Annotated in this window: 20 protein-coding genes; 17 read left to right on the top strand and 3 right to left on the bottom strand. The window is 42.4% G+C overall.

Annotation, left to right across the window (positions count from 1 at the left end; genetic code table 11):
- Positions 1 to 435: 435 nt before the first annotated feature.
- Together O8C65_07625 and O8C65_07620 are read right to left on the bottom strand one after the other, a co-directional pair.
- Positions 436 to 699 carry a CopG family antitoxin gene (locus O8C65_07625; GenBank protein MCZ7356787.1) on the bottom strand — a complete coding sequence of 88 codons (264 nt, stop codon included), beginning with the start codon at positions 697 to 699 and terminating at the stop codon, positions 436 to 438.
- On the bottom strand, positions 686 to 970 hold the full coding sequence (locus O8C65_07620) for a BrnT family toxin (GenBank protein MCZ7356786.1): 285 nt from the start codon (positions 968 to 970) through the stop codon (positions 686 to 688). Before O8C65_07620 ends, O8C65_07625 begins: the two co-directional genes overlap by 14 nt.
- Positions 971 to 1,479: 509 nt before the next feature.
- Between O8C65_07620 and O8C65_07615 the strand changes: the two genes are divergently transcribed.
- The 7 genes from O8C65_07615 to O8C65_07585 all read left to right on the top strand — a co-directional run bounded on the left by O8C65_07615 (position 1,480) and on the right by O8C65_07585 (position 7,123).
- Positions 1,480 to 2,277: a VIT1/CCC1 transporter family protein gene (locus O8C65_07615; GenBank protein ID MCZ7356785.1), complete on the top strand. Its 798-nt coding sequence runs from the start codon at positions 1,480 to 1,482 to the stop codon at positions 2,275 to 2,277.
- Positions 2,278 to 2,586: 309 nt separating this feature from the next.
- Positions 2,587 to 3,264 (top strand): DUF1614 domain-containing protein, encoded by a 678-nt coding sequence (locus O8C65_07610; protein MCZ7356784.1) that lies wholly within the window; start codon positions 2,587 to 2,589, stop codon positions 3,262 to 3,264.
- Between the two features lie 130 nt (positions 3,265 to 3,394).
- A complete protein-coding gene (locus O8C65_07605) occupies positions 3,395 to 3,766 on the top strand; it encodes a VOC family protein (GenBank protein ID MCZ7356783.1) in 372 nt (123 codons plus the stop codon).
- A gap of 19 nt (positions 3,767 to 3,785) precedes the next feature.
- Entirely contained in the window at positions 3,786 to 4,079 is a 294-nt protein-coding gene (locus O8C65_07600) for a hypothetical protein (GenBank protein MCZ7356782.1), read from the top strand.
- 203 nt (positions 4,080 to 4,282) lie between these two features.
- Positions 4,283 to 5,617 carry a hypothetical protein gene (locus tag O8C65_07595; protein ID MCZ7356781.1) on the top strand — a complete coding sequence of 445 codons (1,335 nt, stop codon included), beginning with the start codon at positions 4,283 to 4,285 and terminating at the stop codon, positions 5,615 to 5,617.
- Between the two features lies 1 nt (position 5,618).
- A complete protein-coding gene (locus O8C65_07590; GenBank protein ID MCZ7356780.1) occupies positions 5,619 to 6,239 on the top strand; it encodes a hypothetical protein in 621 nt (206 codons plus the stop codon).
- Complete coding sequence (locus O8C65_07585; protein MCZ7356779.1) at positions 6,236 to 7,123, top strand: MBL fold metallo-hydrolase; 888 nt, start codon at positions 6,236 to 6,238, stop codon at positions 7,121 to 7,123. Before O8C65_07590 ends, O8C65_07585 begins: the two co-directional genes overlap by 4 nt.
- Here O8C65_07585 and O8C65_07580 read toward each other — a convergent pair.
- Entirely contained in the window at positions 7,118 to 8,710 is a 1,593-nt protein-coding gene (locus O8C65_07580; GenBank protein ID MCZ7356778.1) for an acyl-CoA/acyl-ACP dehydrogenase, read from the bottom strand. The genes O8C65_07585 and O8C65_07580 overlap by 6 nt on opposite strands.
- Positions 8,711 to 9,047: 337 nt before the next feature.
- Here O8C65_07580 and O8C65_07575 point away from each other — a divergent pair, with 337 nt between their 5' ends.
- From O8C65_07575 to O8C65_07530, 10 genes are all read left to right on the top strand, one after another.
- Entirely contained in the window at positions 9,048 to 10,214 is a 1,167-nt protein-coding gene (locus O8C65_07575; protein ID MCZ7356777.1) for an acetyl-CoA C-acetyltransferase, read from the top strand.
- A gap of 2 nt (positions 10,215 to 10,216) precedes the next feature.
- On the top strand, positions 10,217 to 11,107 hold the full coding sequence (locus O8C65_07570) for an acyl-CoA dehydrogenase family protein (GenBank protein MCZ7356776.1): 891 nt from the start codon (positions 10,217 to 10,219) through the stop codon (positions 11,105 to 11,107).
- On the top strand, positions 11,065 to 11,382 hold the full coding sequence (locus tag O8C65_07565) for an acyl-CoA dehydrogenase family protein (GenBank protein ID MCZ7356775.1): 318 nt from the start codon (positions 11,065 to 11,067) through the stop codon (positions 11,380 to 11,382). Before O8C65_07570 ends, O8C65_07565 begins: the two co-directional genes overlap by 43 nt.
- Before the next feature lie 7 nt (positions 11,383 to 11,389).
- Positions 11,390 to 12,142 carry a 3-hydroxyacyl-CoA dehydrogenase family protein gene (locus O8C65_07560; protein MCZ7356774.1) on the top strand — a complete coding sequence of 251 codons (753 nt, stop codon included), beginning with the start codon at positions 11,390 to 11,392 and terminating at the stop codon, positions 12,140 to 12,142.
- Positions 12,139 to 12,915, top strand: coding sequence for an enoyl-CoA hydratase-related protein (locus O8C65_07555; protein MCZ7356773.1), 777 nt, complete (start codon positions 12,139 to 12,141; stop codon positions 12,913 to 12,915). The genes O8C65_07560 and O8C65_07555 overlap by 4 nt, the downstream gene beginning before the upstream one ends.
- A gap of 10 nt (positions 12,916 to 12,925) precedes the next feature.
- A complete protein-coding gene (locus O8C65_07550) occupies positions 12,926 to 13,249 on the top strand; it encodes an FAD-dependent oxidoreductase (GenBank protein MCZ7356772.1) in 324 nt (107 codons plus the stop codon).
- On the top strand, positions 13,167 to 14,189 hold the full coding sequence (locus tag O8C65_07545; GenBank protein ID MCZ7356771.1) for an FAD-dependent oxidoreductase: 1,023 nt from the start codon (positions 13,167 to 13,169) through the stop codon (positions 14,187 to 14,189). The genes O8C65_07550 and O8C65_07545 overlap by 83 nt, the downstream gene beginning before the upstream one ends.
- Entirely contained in the window at positions 14,186 to 14,461 is a 276-nt protein-coding gene (locus O8C65_07540; GenBank protein MCZ7356770.1) for a 4Fe-4S dicluster domain-containing protein, read from the top strand. The genes O8C65_07545 and O8C65_07540 overlap by 4 nt, the downstream gene beginning before the upstream one ends.
- A 123-nt stretch (positions 14,462 to 14,584) precedes the next feature.
- A complete protein-coding gene (locus tag O8C65_07535; GenBank protein ID MCZ7356769.1) occupies positions 14,585 to 16,027 on the top strand; it encodes a hypothetical protein in 1,443 nt (480 codons plus the stop codon).
- 80 nt (positions 16,028 to 16,107) lie between these two features.
- Positions 16,108 to 16,512, top strand: a complete 405-nt coding sequence (locus tag O8C65_07530; GenBank protein ID MCZ7356768.1) for a hypothetical protein — start codon at positions 16,108 to 16,110, stop codon at positions 16,510 to 16,512.
- Positions 16,513 to 16,674: the final 162 nt, after the last annotated feature.

Genomic DNA, 16,674 nt, shown 5'->3' with positions numbered 1-16,674 from the left:
AATCGTGAAAATATGCAACCGGTGATTTCGTGTTAAACCCCGCCAGCGGCGGCGCATCCGTTGGGGTCTGGGGTCGTAACCCCAGCGCCGTTAAGATAATGCTGACCGAAAGTGTTAATAGTACGCTCATCTGCGGTTTTTTATTTTCAGGAAATCATGCTTCGGCTCCAGTTGAATATTGCTGCTTCGGGAACATATCGGCGCCGGGAAATTAATAATTACAGAGTTATAAATATTCGGAGCAATAGAAGAGTGTTATGAAAAGCGAGACTATAAATCTGCGTTTATCTGCGTTCATCTGCGGTTTTTTATTTTCAGGAAATCATGCTTCGGCTCCAGTTGAATATTGCTGCTTCGGGAACATATCGGCGCCGAGGGATTAATAATTAGGCTGTGATAAATATACAGAAAGACTCGGACCCCTGAATGAATCGTTCAGGCATTCTGCTCCTGTAATTTTTCCTGCAGCCATAGATTTAAAAGCGTATCGGGAGATATACCGCGTCTTCTGGCAAACTCTTCTATCTTTGCCGATAATCGACTGTCAACCGCATAATATGTCAACTCGGACTGCAGATCGACTTCGAATTTGGCAGATGTGGTTTCATCCCAGTGTTCGGCGAGATCATGCGTATCCCAGAATTCACCGATTTCTTCATACTTTTTTGCTTTGGATATGGAGCCTTTATTTTTGTTCATATTTCTTCCGTTCCCCTCGTGTCATATCTCGTGCCGACACGATAAGTGCATGCTTATTTAATTTGTAGATAAAGAAAATAATAAGATACCTTCCAGCATTTGTCTTTCCAAGTGCAGCATATACATCTTCGTTCGGTTGCAGGCCTTTTTCAATATAACGAAACTTTGGGTCATTGACCAAAACTTCCCGTACCTCATATTGCTGAACATTATGTTTTTTTTCGAGTTTCTCAATAATTCCTTCATACCAGATAATTCCTTTAATTTTCAATACGATATCCTTCTATTTTTTGTTTATTATAACTTCCCTAATTATAAGCCCCTCGGTAAATTAGCGGCATTATTACAATCTTTCAATACCAGCCCCGTCAGGCCAACTGGCGAACTGATAAGATACCTCTCGCCCCAACCCGACCGAAAGCGGCACATCTTCTCTCCTCACAAAAAAGCCCATTTCATCAACATTTCAGACGTGAAAACAAAGCAGCAACAGCCTCCGCGGCGATTGAGCGGCGCCGTGTAGGAAGGATATGACGGTATTGAAATAGCAGATTTAATGATCTGCATGTTACGGGGTGTCAGCGCCGTTACACAAAAGTTCATATCCTGAAAAAGAAATTATTTATGACCTTAAATTGTCAGGAGGAAGCAGATGCCAAATAAGGAGAAAAAGAAACCCATTAAACCGAAACCAATACCTAAGAAATGATGGGAGAATCCCCATGATCGAGCTTGCATGATTTTAATAGGGTTTTTGATATCGCAATAGTGAATGTGGTAATGACTAAGTCCAGACGACTCGAAGAAATGCGTAAAGCATTCGCCCGGCGTGACGTACAGGCATCAGCATTGGCGCATGCTCCGGAGCGTATCGCACAGGAGCAGCACGGTGGGGCGAGCGACGTTTATATTGGCAACATGGTATACGGCGGGCTGGACGGCATTCTTACCACCTTTGCAGTAGTCAGCGGGGTGGCTGGTGCCAAACTGGGCAGCGGTATCGTTCTTATCCTGGGCATGGCCAACCTGCTGGCAGATGGTTTTGCAATGGCCATAGGGGCTTACCTTTCATCCAAGAGCGAAAAGGAGTATTACCAGCGGGAATGGCAGCGAGAAGCCTGGGAGGTTGAACATTTCCCGGAAGGCGAACGGGCCGAACTCTACGAGGTTTATCGAAGCCACAGTTATTCGGAGGAGGATGCACGAAGCCTCGTTGATATCCAGGCCCGAGACCCGGAGAGGTGGGTTAAAGCCATGATGATCAACGAGCTGGGGATGCTGCAGGACGAACGCAAGCCGTTATTCAGCGCACTGGCCACGCTGGTGTCTTTTATCCTGGCAGGATTCATGCCGCTTATCGTCTATGTGCTGGGACTGTTCTACCCGATTTCTTCGACTGAATCCTTCACAGTATCCGTTATATTATCTGCGTTGACAATCTTTGGGCTGGGGGTTGCGAAAGTAACTGTTACCAAATTAAACCCCTTCAGAAGCGGCCTCGAGATGCTATTGGTCGGTGGACTGGCAGCGAGCGTAGCCTACGTGGTTGGCGCGTTGTTAAGGGGTATTGTTGGCTAATGTCAGGAGGAATGCAAAATCGTCATGCCGGATTTGAGTAGATATCGTTAATAAAGTGAAAAAGAAATATACTAAAACCAGAAAGCGGTTCAAAGCATGACACGCCTGCAGGAAGTCAAAATGGGTGAGTGAGGTCATTGAGAGAGAGAAGCATCGGCAGAGGATCGGTTTATTGGAATTCCGATTTTGGCGCGAAATGTTGCACGACTATATCAATATCTTCAATACAGAATATACAGTAAATTTGATATTATCGACTTCCATTTAACCTATTAGAGATTTGAACCAATTCTCTTTAAAGAGGTCCTGATGTCTCGCTTTGTCCACCAGAGGGTTACAACATCATTTATTATCCTGTTATTGTTTTTACTTGGAATAGTATTCATTCTAATAAGCATAGACCTCATTGGTCTTGCTTTTAGAAAACTTGGTTTTCCTCCGGAGTATTCAGTCCTGATATTATTCCTGTCACTTATTGGCAGCCATATAAACATCCCAGTGATGGAAAAAACATCACGCGAACCTGTCATATCAGGAAGGATAGTGGATTTCTATTGGTTCAGGTACGTTATCCCGCCTCTTGAGGTAGAGCATCGAACCGTCATAGCTGTGAACCTGGGAGGAGGCGTAATTCCAGTACTTATATCCAGTTTTCTTATCCCGATGGTCAATCCGGCCGATGTAGTCATCGGGGTATTTCTTATGACTGTTTTCATACATTTGATAGCAAGACCTGTAAAGGGACTCGGGATAGCTGTTCCCGCGCTGATACCCCCTGTTATGGCTGCAGGTCTGGCTTTAATTATCTCTCCCCAGCAAGCACCCATGCTCGCATACATCTCTGGCACGCTTGGATGCCTGATCGGTGCAGATCTCTTGAACCTGAAAAAGATCCCTGATCTTGGAGCTCCAATGGCTTCCATTGGCGGTGCAGGAACATTTGACGGCATATTCCTGACAGGGATAATCTCGGTGCTGTTGGCTTAGTGTAAAGCATTTCACCGTATCTCTGATTCCTTTGATCTTGTTGAATATGCAACCGAAAGGACTTTCCTTTTAATACCCATACCAACAAATATTAATCCTGAAAAGTATAGTTTAAGTTGGGGAGTTAGTAATGGCAACAATCGTTCATTTTGACCTGCTTGTAAATGATATGGAGCGAGGGAAGAAATTCTACGAAAAGCTGTTTGATTGGAAATTCAATCAGGCGCCGATGCCGACACCCTTCTACCTTATCGAGACAAAAGATTTGAATGGGAACCCTGGGGTAGGCGGCGGGATGGGACAAAGAAGATTGCCTGCACAGAATATTATGAATTACATCGGTGTATCCTCTATTGAAGAATACATCACAAAGGTAAAGAAGCTGGGTGGTAATATCATCACGCCCAAAACAGCTGTGCCCGGCTGGGGTTATCTTGCGATGTGTGTTGATACCGAAAATAATTTATTCGGACCCTGGCAGGAAGATAAAAACGCTAAGTGAAATATCATGAGGTTGGAAAATGGAATTCATTATACCGAGATCATTGAAATTAGAGCATGAAGAGCTTCATGGCGAACTCTCAAAGGCAACCCAGGTCGGCGGAAAGATTGGAGATTCTGCAAAAGCCGTTGCGAAGATCTTACATCCACATTTTATAAAAGAAGAAGAATATGCAATGCCGCCGCTTGGATTATTATCTTCTCTGGCGGAAGGGAAAATAACGACTGAAATGAAAGATGTTCTCACGATGACAGACAGATTGAAAGCTGAACTTTACACTTCATGCTCTCACCCGTTCGGTTATTTTTCTTAACCTGAATGTTATATTCTTATTGGTCGTTATAGTCTTTTCCATCAAGCGAAGTGAGGATATTACGCAAAGCTTGTGATTGATTCATATCGTTAACAACTTCCCTATTTTTACACTTTATCTTGGTCGTATACTTTTGATCGGTAACCACCTTTAGAGAATTCCAGAAACAAAGTATTTAAAATTTCATTTACATACTAAGTACTATGGGGAAACTTTCCAGAGATGTCTATATGGTTGCTGGCGGTGTAACGAAGTTCGCAAAAGCACATCCAGACAGGACATTTCAAATAATGGTAAAGGAAGCATTTGATAATGCAGTAAAAGATGTGCCTGAATTCATATATCTCAAAGAAAAACTCTCGGAAACACACGAACTGGGAGGCGTGGGTTCTTACTTTTCCGATCATTTCTCAAGGCAGTTGATGGCAGGGATAATGGCACATGAATATATAGGTCTCTGCCCTGCCCCAGGAGTCAGAGTGGAAGGAGGCGGTGCAACTGGAGGTCTTTGCATTCAGGAGGGAATAAGAGCCATTGCTTCTGGCGATCTTGAACTCTGCGTCTGTTACGGCTTTGAAACCATGTCACGGGTTCCAACATGGATGGGTAATTATTTTATTGCCAAGGCTTCTGACCAGAGAAGGAATTGCGACCTGGGCGGTTTTTATAGCATGTTCTATGCCCTTATGGCAGATAAGCATATGAGCGAGTTCGGAACCTCGAGAGAGCAGCTGGCTAAAATTTCAATCAAGAACCACACAAATGCGCTCTACAATCCTTACGCGCAATACCCGAAGAAATTAAAGATGGAAGATGTTCTCAACTCAGAGCCGATAGCAACGCCATTTACAGCTCTCGATATCTGCACCATGAGCGACGGTGCTGCTGTATTAATTCTTGCATCCAGTGATATCGCGTCCAGGCTGACAGATAGACCTGTAAAGATCATAGGAATGGGGGCTGGGACGGACAATATGGCCATGGAAGACCGACCGAAAAGAAAAGTACCCACGTTTTCTCACGAATCGGCAAATGAAGAGCTAGTTGAATATTATGACAAATTATTATATCCTGATGTCCACTCATTCAATGCTGGCAGGGTGGCTGCAAAAAAAGCTTACATGCAGGCAGGGATAACAGATCCTCTGGAAGAGCTGGATTTCCTGGAAATACATGATGCATACACAATGTCAGAAGCACAGACATATGAAGACCTTGGATTGTGCCCATGCGGCTATTCCAGAGAATTCATCGATAAAGGTTATACTTTCATGCCGGACATTGATTATGGATTGGAGCTGCCTGAAAAGGGAGAGCTTCCAGTGAACCCCTCAGGAGGACTTCTCGCATGCGGTCATCCTATAGGAGCTACAGGAATAATGCAAGCCGTATTTTCTCTCTGGCAGTTGCAGAATAAAATTTCTGAGAAATTCGGGGATGATACTCTGCAAGTAAGGAATGCAAAACGAGGTGGATTCCACAGTCATGCTGGCACAGGCACTTATATTACATTAACTCTTGCCGAGAAGGCATGGTAGAATGAGAGAAGTGAAAAAGTTCGCTAAATACAGGGACGTGATGAAGGAAGTGCTGAAAGGCAGCGGTGTGGCCATCTATACAGGCGGGGAAAAAGAAATTATAGTTAAGAAAATACATGAATCCATAGATTATATTGAAAGTATTGCGCAGGATACGCCTTATTTCATGGCTCTTGCAGAAGGGAAGCTTATCGGTTCTATGTGTATGGGTTGTGGTAACAGATATGCAAGTCCGCATGTATATTGCAGCGATTGCGGGAGCAGGACCGAATGGTTTGATTTACCAGAGGAAGGGAAAATACACTGCCACAGCGTAAGCAAGTACGGCGGAGGGGTATTCTTGAAAAAGGCACCATTTTCTTTAATCCTGGTAGAATTTGAAGGTGTGGATAGCTACCTGATGGCTGAATACATGCCTAAAGAAATTCTTTGGCTGAAGAGAATGAAAAGAGATAAAGAGAGGTCTGGAATAGATCTGATAAATGATGAAGAATACAATCGAAACATCTGGGAGGTTTATCATAAAATAAAAAATGGGAGCAGAGTAAAACCGAAATTCAGGCGAAATCCGCATTTTGATGTGAGAGATGTCTATTTTGTTCCTGTGGAGGAATTTTCATGAAATTCGGGGATATGGAACTTCAAATCTTAAGCGACGGCATACATACTGAAGATGGTGGGGTTATTTTTGGATACTTTCCAAAGGATATCTGGACCAATTATAATATCGATGGCAAGAAACCTTACAAAACCGATGAGTATAACAATATTTTGCAGGCTGCCAACTGTCTTTTGATCAAGCACCCCGGGGGTAATGTATTGGTGGAGACAGGTCTCCATGATAAGACTCCAAATTATGTAAAACATCATAACATTGTTAAGAATCCATCGTTGATAGAAAGCATGAATATTGCTGGAGTTAAACCATTTGATGTTGATATTGTGATAAACAGCCATCTCAATCCTGATCATGCTGGCTGGAATACCAGATATATTGATGGAAAATTGAAGCCAACTTTTGAGAATGCAAAATATGTTATACAAAAAAAAGAGTGGAAGACTGCAACAGATCCCGGCTTTGAGTTGAAGAACGACTATTTCAGCGTGGAAAAAGACGTCCTGCCGCTGGAAGAATCGGGGAGCTTGGAACTTGTAGATGGAGAAAAAGAAGTATTGCCAGGCATTTTTGTCCTTCCGACGCCCGGGCACACCGCAGGTCATCAGTCAGTGATAATAAAGGCTGAAAGAACAATGCTCTACGCAGCGGATATGGCTGCACTGGTGATGCACCAGGAAAAGCCAAGGTGCAGGATGGCTGTTGACGTTTTAGGCAGGGAAGATTGCTGGGAGACAAAGAAGAAATTGCTATATGATAAGGCTTCTGAAAACGGCTGGTATACATATTTCTATCATGAGATCTCTTTTTCGATAGGGATCATTAATAAAATAACTAATGCCAAAGGAGAGATGGAAGGCAAAGTGGAAAAAGCAGAAATTCTTTCATAATCCGTAGAGTTTCCAGTTAATCGTCAGATTTTTTACTTCTGTTGCAGGCATTCTTATTTTTCTACCTGTAGCCCTGCTCACAAGAATTTCATAACAGGGATACACATCATCACCCAATCGTTGTGCCAGTTCCCTGAATATCTCATCCCCGAGGTTTCTGTCAACATAACTTCTATCATATTCAATTTCACCAGTGAACGCATAATCGCCGTTTATCACACCTGGCGCTACTACCCTGTCCCTTAAAACCTCTGTTCCACCTTCACCTACTGTGGCTACCATTACGTTCCTGAAGAGCAGCGGTACACCGCTTTCATTGATGTACCCAAAATGACCGTGCATCTGGTAGACGATCCTTACGATATCCTCTGCCCTTTCGGAGCAAAAGATTTTTGAAATCGTAGCTTCGAATGGAAAATCCGGGTCGTTTTTATCTTTAAGATACGCAGCATGTATGTATTTCTGTCTTCCCATGCAGAGGTATCTGTACATATCTGCGAGATGTTTCCTGATTTCCCGGTGATCTTTTAGCGGTTTGCCGAACAATATTCTTTTCTCTGAACGTTCCATTGCTTTCCTGTAAGCTGCGTCAGCAATCCCGAGCGACCATGCACAGCCGAAGCTTATTCTACCCCCGGATAACCCTGCAGAAAGGACTTTTCTTCCGCTTCCCCTTTCACCCAGCAGATTCTCAACAGATACTTTGCAATTTTCAAATTTCAACATCGAAGTAGGCGATGCTCGCCAGCCCATTGTATTTCCAATACCCAGTAATTCTAAACCTTCTGTTCCTTTTTCAACCACAAGCGCATTGTATTTCTTTCTGTCCGCAAATGGCAGATGGTAATCTTCTTTGTCGACTGTGAACACCACATGAACATCTGCGTATGCACCGCTAGTAATGGAAAACTTATTTCCATTTATAATGTAACCATCTCCAGCGAGTTCAGAAGCAGTAGATACTGCTTTCAGGTCAGATCCGCCAGAACCCTCTGTGAAAACGAGACAGCCGAGTTTTTTGCCGGATGCCATGTCAGGCAGCAATCTGTTTTTCAAAGCTTCCGTGCCAAACCTATTGATTAAATCAGCCGCAGTACCGTGTATGGAAGCATGAACCCCAAAATTGGCATCACCTCCTGATAATATCTCTATTACACAACTGTAAAGTGTGTAAGGTAACCCCAGACCGCCATACTCTTTCGGTATATATAGCCCCAGCAATCCTGTTTTGCCAAGCCTTTTTTGTACCTCTTCAAAATATTCAGGAAATAATAATCTTCTGCGTGTTAATACCGCTTCTTCTATGCATCCATATTTATCCAGTATATTGTACTCATTTTCCCCTAATTCAACATTCTCATTTTTAGATCTTATTCTTATTTTGTATACTTTCTCAAAGTGAGTCCCATTTTCATCCCACTTCATGGAGTGCGGCTTAAGCTCTTTTTCTGAAAAATCCATGGCTTTTGAAAGGATTTCTTCGATTGTCCCTTCGTCCAGTCCAAGTTCTGAAATTTTCGGCTCTAAAAGCTTTTTTAGTTCATCGATCTGGCTTATCATCTTTAATGCTCCCACAATTTGATTCATTCTATTCTTTTGGAAGTGTTGCTGAAAAAATTCTGGACCTTCCTGAACCCATCCAGAGATTTTTCTATGGTCTCCTTCTTAATGAAAGTAATTATGAAATACAATCCTTCTTAAAAGATACTGTATATCAATATGATTCGTCCATAAATTAAGGTTGCGTTTTTAATGAAAATGATTTCGGGTGTTCCATCTGCTTCTCTTTGGTTTGAATGTCTCCAATTCACTCGCGTTATCACCTTTAATAATCTTAGCATCCAAAAATTGATGTATAATTAATAACTATAATTAATCAACGTAAATTATGAGGTGCGTGGAAAAGTGTCGGTTGTGATAACTAATGCCTGAAGAAGTTGTTCTAGTAAGCGGTGTAAGAACGGCTGTAGGCAAGTTCGGCCGCGCATTTAAGGATGTACCAGCCCAAGAGCTAGGTGCCAAGGTCATAAAAGAAGCTGTAAATAGAGCATGCATTCAGATGCATGAAGTTGAGGAAGTTATCATGGGCAATGTGATTTCAGCAGGTCTGGGACAGAATCCTGCACGACAGGCTGCGATATATGCAGGACTTCCGCCTGAAATCGGTTCTTTGACTATAAACAAAGTATGCGGCTCAGGACTCAAAGCAATCATGCTCGCGGCGCAATCCATCAGAGCTGGCGATGCCAACATAATCGTCGCTGGAGGTATGGAGAATATGAGTTCAGCCCCGCATTTGATCAGAAGCCTTCGATGGGGTATGAAGTTTGGAGATGCATCAATTACAGACACGATGGTGTATGACGGCTTATGGGACGTATATAACAACTATCATATGGGGATTACCGGAGAAAGAATAGCCGAGAAATACGGCATAACGAGAGAAGAGGCGGATGAATTCGCTCTTGGAAGCCATCAAAAGGCCAAACGTGCAATCGATAGCGGAAAATTCAAAGAGGAGATAATCCCTTTTGAAGTTCAAGGCGAGGCGATTGATAAGGACGAGGGTGTGAGGGATGACACCTCTTTGGAGAAACTTACCAAACTCCCGCCTGTTTTTAAAAAAGACGGGATTCTTACTGCTGGCAACAGTTCCCAGATCAGCGATGGCGCTGCCGCTCTTGTGGTGACATCAGAGAGAAAAGCTGATGAGATGGGAGTAAAACCTCTTGCCAGAATAATAGGTTATGCAACTGGAGGAACAAAACCAGAGGATGTGATGGAAGCCCCAATACCCACGGTGAAAAAACTGCTCTCAATGACCGGCTTTACAATGGATGACATTGACCTTGTCGAGCATAACGAAGCCTATGCCTCTGCTTCTATTACGATAATGCGAGAATTGAACATTACTCCAGAAAAATTCAATGTGAATGGCGGGGCTGTTGCACTTGGGCATCCAATAGGGTGCAGCGGCGCAAGGATACTTGTAACGCTGCTATATGCTATGAAGGAAAGAGGACTTAGAAGGGGACTGGCTACCCTCTGTCTTGGTGGAGGGAATGCCGTGGCGATGATCGTGGAGAGGTGAAAATGTATTATATAAAAGATATGAAAAACGTAATGGAGATGCTCTTTGCTGATGCCGGGGAATATAATTTGATACTTGGATCTATAGGTGATTTCGTGGAGAGGGAAATAATGCCATCTGCAAAAAAGATAGATCAGGAAGAAATATTCCCTAGACAGAATTTAGAAAAAGTAGCTAGACAGGGAATCATGGCTATTCCTTTTCCTCAGGATTACAATGGTTTAGGACTCCCATATCCTGTATACATCGCAGCGCTGGAAATGTTGGCGAAAGCCTGTGCAAATACAGCCCTGCAGGTTTCTATACAGGGAATGGTGTGTGAAGGCATAAGGCTTTTTGGGGATGATAAACAGAAAAAAAAATTCCTTAAAGAAAACGGTCTGGCTGAGGGGAGAAATCTGGCAGCTTTCGCACTCACTGAGCCCTGCTGCGGTTCGGATGCAAATTCAATCCAGACAAGAGCTCAACTTTCGGGAAATAATTATATCTTAAACGGCACTAAGACATTAATAACAAGTCCGGGAGAAGCAGATTTTATTTTACTATTTGCAAGAACTGAAAAAGGGATCTCATCGTTCCTTGTTTCGCGGAAAACCTCAGGTTTTAATGTGGCGAAAGTTATTCCGAAACTCGGGTTTCGGGGTCACAGGTTGTCCGAGGTACATCTTGACAACTGCACAGTTCCAAAAGAAGATCTTCTTGGAGAAGAGGGAAAAGGACTTGAATATGTAAAACATATCCTGAATTCAGGGAGGATTACAATCGCTGTAATCGCTATTTGGATAGCGCAGGCAGCTTATGAAAAAAAGCTCTTTCATACAGCAAGGACAGATCAGCCTTTGGAAATGACATTTCAGAGTACCAACTCGTACAGGAGAAACTGGCTGATATGATAACCGAGATAAATGCTGCAAGGCTTCTCACCTATTATGCAGCCCACTTAAAAGATAAAGGAAAAAATATTGTTTCTGAAGTTACGCAGGCCAAGCTCTTTTCTACAGAGATGGCATTGAAAGTATGCGATAAGGCGATACATATCCATGGGGGTTATGGGTATACGGACGAATATGATATACACCGACACTGGAGAGATGCAAGATTGCTAACTATCGGTGAGGGGACTTCTGATATTTTAAGGCTTTTAATTGCCCATTTATCATTAAAATGAGGTACTCATGGAAATTAAAAAAATAGGTGTAATAGGTGCCGGGACCATGGGAGGCGGAATAGCCCAGGCAGCTGGGCAGAGCGGCTATGAAGTCGTTATGGAAGACGTGAGCGAGGAATACGTGAGCGCGGGATTCGCCAGAATAAAAGAAAGACTGGAAAAGAGGGTTGTCGAAGGGAAGCTTGAACGCATCGAGAAGGATAGGATCATTTCGAATATTAAGACTATTGCAAACCTGGAAGATTGTAAAGATGCTGACCTTAATCGAGGCTGTTGTAGAAAAAGAGGATGTAAAAAAGCAGATTTTCAAAGAATTGGATACCATATGCGCAAAAGGAACTATTTTCACTACAAATACCTCTTCCATATCGATCACACGGCTTGCTCAGGTTACAGAGAGAAAAGAGAAGTTCGCCGGTATGCATTTCATGAACCCGGCGTACGTGATGAAGCTCGTAGAAGTGGTTATGATTCGCCGGGGTTTGTTTCAAACCGTGTACTAATGCCAATGATAAACGATGCCTTATATTGCCTTCATGAAGGGATTGCATCACGGGAGAGTATTGACAGTATCATGAAACTTGGGGCTAACCATCCGATGGGGCCTCTTGAACTTGCAGACCTGGTGGGTCTGGATATCTGTCTTGATAAACTTGAGGTTCTTCATGGCGATTTAGGTGAAGTACAGGCCATGTCCACTGCTTCGAAAAATGGTCGCGGGTGGAAAGCTTGGGAGAAAAACCGGAGAAGGATTCTATGAATACCAGAAATGAACACATATACGTGGAAAAGAAAAATGAAGTGGGCATTATTACGCTGAAAAAATCTGATGGTCTTAACATCCTTGATTCAACAATGCTGCATGACCTTGAGGATCTTCTTAATGAACTTGGGAAGGACGAAAAGATACGGGTTTTAATTATAACCGGAGATAAAAATTTCAGCGCAGGCGCGAACGTTAAGAAGATGAAAGAGTTTACTGCAAAAGAGGCGAAGGCTTTTTCTGATTTTGGAAACAGGTTGTTCAATCAATTGGAGAATCTGGAGAAGCCGGTTATTGCAGCGATCAGCGGCTATGCTTTTGGCGGTGGATGTGAATTAGCTCTTGCCTGCGATATAAGGATAGCAGGCGAGAATGCGAAATTCGGTCAGCCCGAAGTAAATCTTGCCCTCATCCCGGGATTTGGGGGAACACAGCGACTCACCAGACTGGTGGGTATAGGAAAAGCCAAAGAAATGATCCTGACAGGGAAAATTATGGATGCAACAGAGGCAGAAGCTATCGGCATTGTGAATAAAGTAGTAAAGGATGAAGAACTGATGGAGAAGGCTCTGGAGATGGCAGATATCATTGCCCACAGAGGGCCGGTAGCTGTTAAGCTGGCAAAAAAACTGATCAATGAAAATCAGATGATTAAAGAAATGCTTGAGAGAGAAGCAGTTTCCTTTTCAGAGTGTTTTAATACCCAAGATCATCGTGAAGGCATAAACGCTTTTCTGGAGAAAAGAAAGCCCGTGTTTAAAGGTATATGATTTTCAGGATATGACTGAAAAATTCGACGTTATAATCGTAGGAGCAGGCCCAGGAGGCTCTGCAGCCGCCTATTCACTTGCAAAGATGGGTTTTAACGCGCTGATAGTGGAGAGGGGCAAGTACCCTGGAGCCAAGAATGTGATGGGTGGGAGAATGTACGCGCATGCTTTAAATCGTCTCATACCTGGCTTCTGGAAAGAAGCTCCCATAGAGAGGATGGTTACTCGAGAAAAACTCACATTCCTGTGCAATGAGGCCTCTGTTACCCTGGATTTTCTGGACGGGGAGTTTCGGGAGCCACCGAACAGCTTCACCACTCAGGGCGAAGTTTGATCAATGGTTCGCGAACAAGGCCGTGGAAGCAGGAGCCACGCTCGTGCCGAACATCAGAGTGGATGATCTTCTATGGAGAGAAAAAAAAGTCGCAGGCATAATTGCAGGTGAGGATGAAATTGAAGCGAATGTGGTTATCGCTGCGGACGGAGCGGTATCCCTTATGGCAGAGAAAGCGGGGTTAAAGAAATTTGAAGTAAAACAATTCGCGCTAGGTATGAAGGAGATAATAGAACTGCCAGAGAAAACCATTGAAGACAGGTTCAATCTTGCACATGAAGAAGGTGCAGCGCAGCTTTTTGTTGGTCAGTGCACAAAGGAGATACCGGGAGGAGGCTTCATTTACACCAACAAAACAAGCCTTTCTGTGGGAATAGTGGTGTATATTGACCGGCTCATTGAAAAGAAAATAGATTCACACGATATAATAAGGGAGTTCAACGAGAATCCAGTTGTCGCAAAACTGATAGAAGGTGGTAAAATACTGGAATATTCTGCACATGTTATCCCTGAGACCTCGCGAAGTGGGCTTTTCACTGATGGAATGCTTGTTGTTGGGGATGCTGGCGGCCTCGTGGTAAATAGCGGTATTACGCTGCGGGGAATGGATATGGCCATTGCTTCTGGAGCAGCTGCTGCTGAAGCAGTGAAAAATGCTATGGGAAAAAATGATTTTTCAAAGGAATGCCTTTCATATTATGAAGACCTGCTGAGAAAGGATTTCGTCCTCAAAGATATCGCTACATTTAAAAAAGTATCGGAATTTTTGCAGAATGATAGGCTGTACACATTGTATCCAGAGATGGCATGCAAGCTTTTCTATAAACTCTGGGCTGTGGACGGAGCAAAGAAACGAGCATTTGATGAACTCTTGGAAGGAACAAAAGGTAATAGAACGAATATGATACTTGATGTATTAAAAGGTTTGAGAGCGCTATGAATATTAGTATTGAAGAGCGGCTCGGGCTTGTTAGCTTTGAGGTTGACAAGGAACGGCATATCAAAGTAGATACCAGTTTATGTGGCGAGTGCGATGAAAAAACATGCCTTTATTTCTGTCCTGCGAACAGGTTTACCCTTGAAGACGGAAAGATAAAACATGATTATGAGGGATGTATCGAGTGCGGAAGCTGCAAGTTCGCCTGTCCAAAAGGCGTGGTAGATTTCAATTATCCAAGAGGGGGGTATGGGGTGTTTTATAAGTATGGATGATATAATATGGGCTTTCATTTACATAAGGTCTAATGATTTACTTACGTTGAAGGGATTTTTAACATGATCGAGGAAAAAGGACAGTGGAAAAAGTATATTGGTAAAACAGAAAAAAATCATCGCATGATATACGGTGTAGATATGGTTGAGGTGGCCGAAAAATACGGTACGCCGTTGTTCATCTTATTCGAAGATATTATAATGGAAAATTATAACAAGTACAAGGAAAGTCTTGACAGGGAGTACAAAGATCATCTCATCTGCTATGCGGTTAAAGCTAACACAAGTTATTACGTTCTTAACCTTCTTGCCCGATTGGGTGCCGGAGCAGATGTTGCTTCAGAGTATGAGCTGGAATTAGCGCTAAAAGCTGGAATTCCGTCAGAGAAAATAAGGGCAAATGGGAATTGCAAGAGTGATTCCTATCTGGAGGAATGCATAAAAAAAAGAATATTGATAAATGTAGATCCTGAAGAAGAATTAGAGGTAATCAATACGATTGCCGGAGAGTTAGGAATTTTTGCAAAAATAAACCTGCGGCTTTCAGGATTCCCGGTGAAGCATATAACCTCCCGAGCGATTTCAACATCCAGTGAATGGAGTAAGTTTGGGATTGATATTAAACACATAAATTCTGTGTTCCAAAAAGTCCTTGATCTGGATATGTTGGAACCCAATGGATTAATGGTCCATCTGGGTTCTCAGATAACAAATATTCAGGCATATTATATTGTTCTTGATGCCATCATCCATCTGTCAAAAGATGCACAAAAAATAGGTTTCGACATAAATGAGATCGATATGGGAGGGGGTCTTGGCATCCATTATTTTGACCGGGAAGATTGGGATAACATTAAAAAGAAAATCAAAAATACGAGAATGGAAAATTATTCATGGGCTAATGAATTCATAGGATATGAATATGATTCAAAATCGGATGATATGGAATGGATCGGGGAGGAACTTTCAATCGAATACACTCAAGATGTATTCATCCAAAAATTGTTTAATGAAAAATTTTCTGGAAATATGACTTTCAGGGATAAATTGGAAGAAATCGGATCTCCAAAATTTGTTATCGAACCTGGGAGAAGTATCGTGGGGAATGCAGGTGTGACCATTGCTAAAATTGGTCATGTCTCAAGAACTCCACGCGGAGAGAACATCATTCATGTAGATATCGGCGTGAATTCACATACTTTTGGAACTGCTGTCCCAGAACAGCTACACAGGATAGAAATTGCAAACTGTATCGAAAAAGGAGAACTCTTTGAAACATTTGTCGCGGGAAATTTATGTTTTACAGGGGATCTTCTTTGCAGGATAAAAAATAAATTAATAAAGAAACCAGTACGGGGAGATTATTTATTATTCTATGATACCGGTGCATATTCGGATTTTTTTTCATCAAATGCAAATTCTTTTCCAAGAACTCCAAAGGTCATGGTTTCGGGCGACGGGACTCTTAAACCCCTGGTAAAAAGGGAAGATATGCCAGACATATTTCATCGGGAAGTAGATTGCATAAATGAATCCAATAAAAAAATCGGTATTGTCCTCAAATAGACCGCATAATATATATGGTATAAAATCCATTAGTACTATGTGGTATTAATGGCCAGACCTAGAAGTAAGATCGATATTGCATGTCAGAATCCAGATTGCAAATATTTCTCGAAGGAAGAAGGAAAGGACATACTGAAACGTGGAAACACTGCCGTACCTGGTTTGTTGAAACAGCAAATACACCACTATATCATAAACATCTATCCAGAAAAGACATAATCCAGATTTGCAAACATCTTGTTGAAAAAAATGGTATTAGAAGCATCGAACGTATTACAGGTTTTCATAGAGATACTATTGGTCGTTTGCTTGAAGAACTGGCACTTCATGCTGAAATGGTTAATGATATCCTGCTAAATGAGATAAAATTAGGACAATTTGAAGTGGATGAGATGTGGACCACAATTAAAAAAAACAAAAAAAAGTTAAGCAAGGAAGCCCAAATTCAGATGAAGAAGGTGATGCGTGGATCTACAGTTGTATAAAGAGAGGCTCATACCTTTTTTTAGCGTATTCTATCGGAAAATGGACTCAGGAAACCTGCAAAGAAATGATCGAAAAACTCTTCTCAAGAGTGGAACTCCCATTCCCAAATAATAAAATCCAGATTTTTTCAGATGGAAACGATGATTATGTATTCACTCTTC

The organism is Candidatus Methanoperedens sp., assembly GCA_027460535.1.
GTDB lineage: Archaea > Halobacteriota > Methanosarcinia > Methanosarcinales > Methanoperedenaceae > Methanoperedens.
Note: the sequence above shows the minus strand (reverse complement) of the source record. Positions and strands in the feature narration are given on the sequence as shown.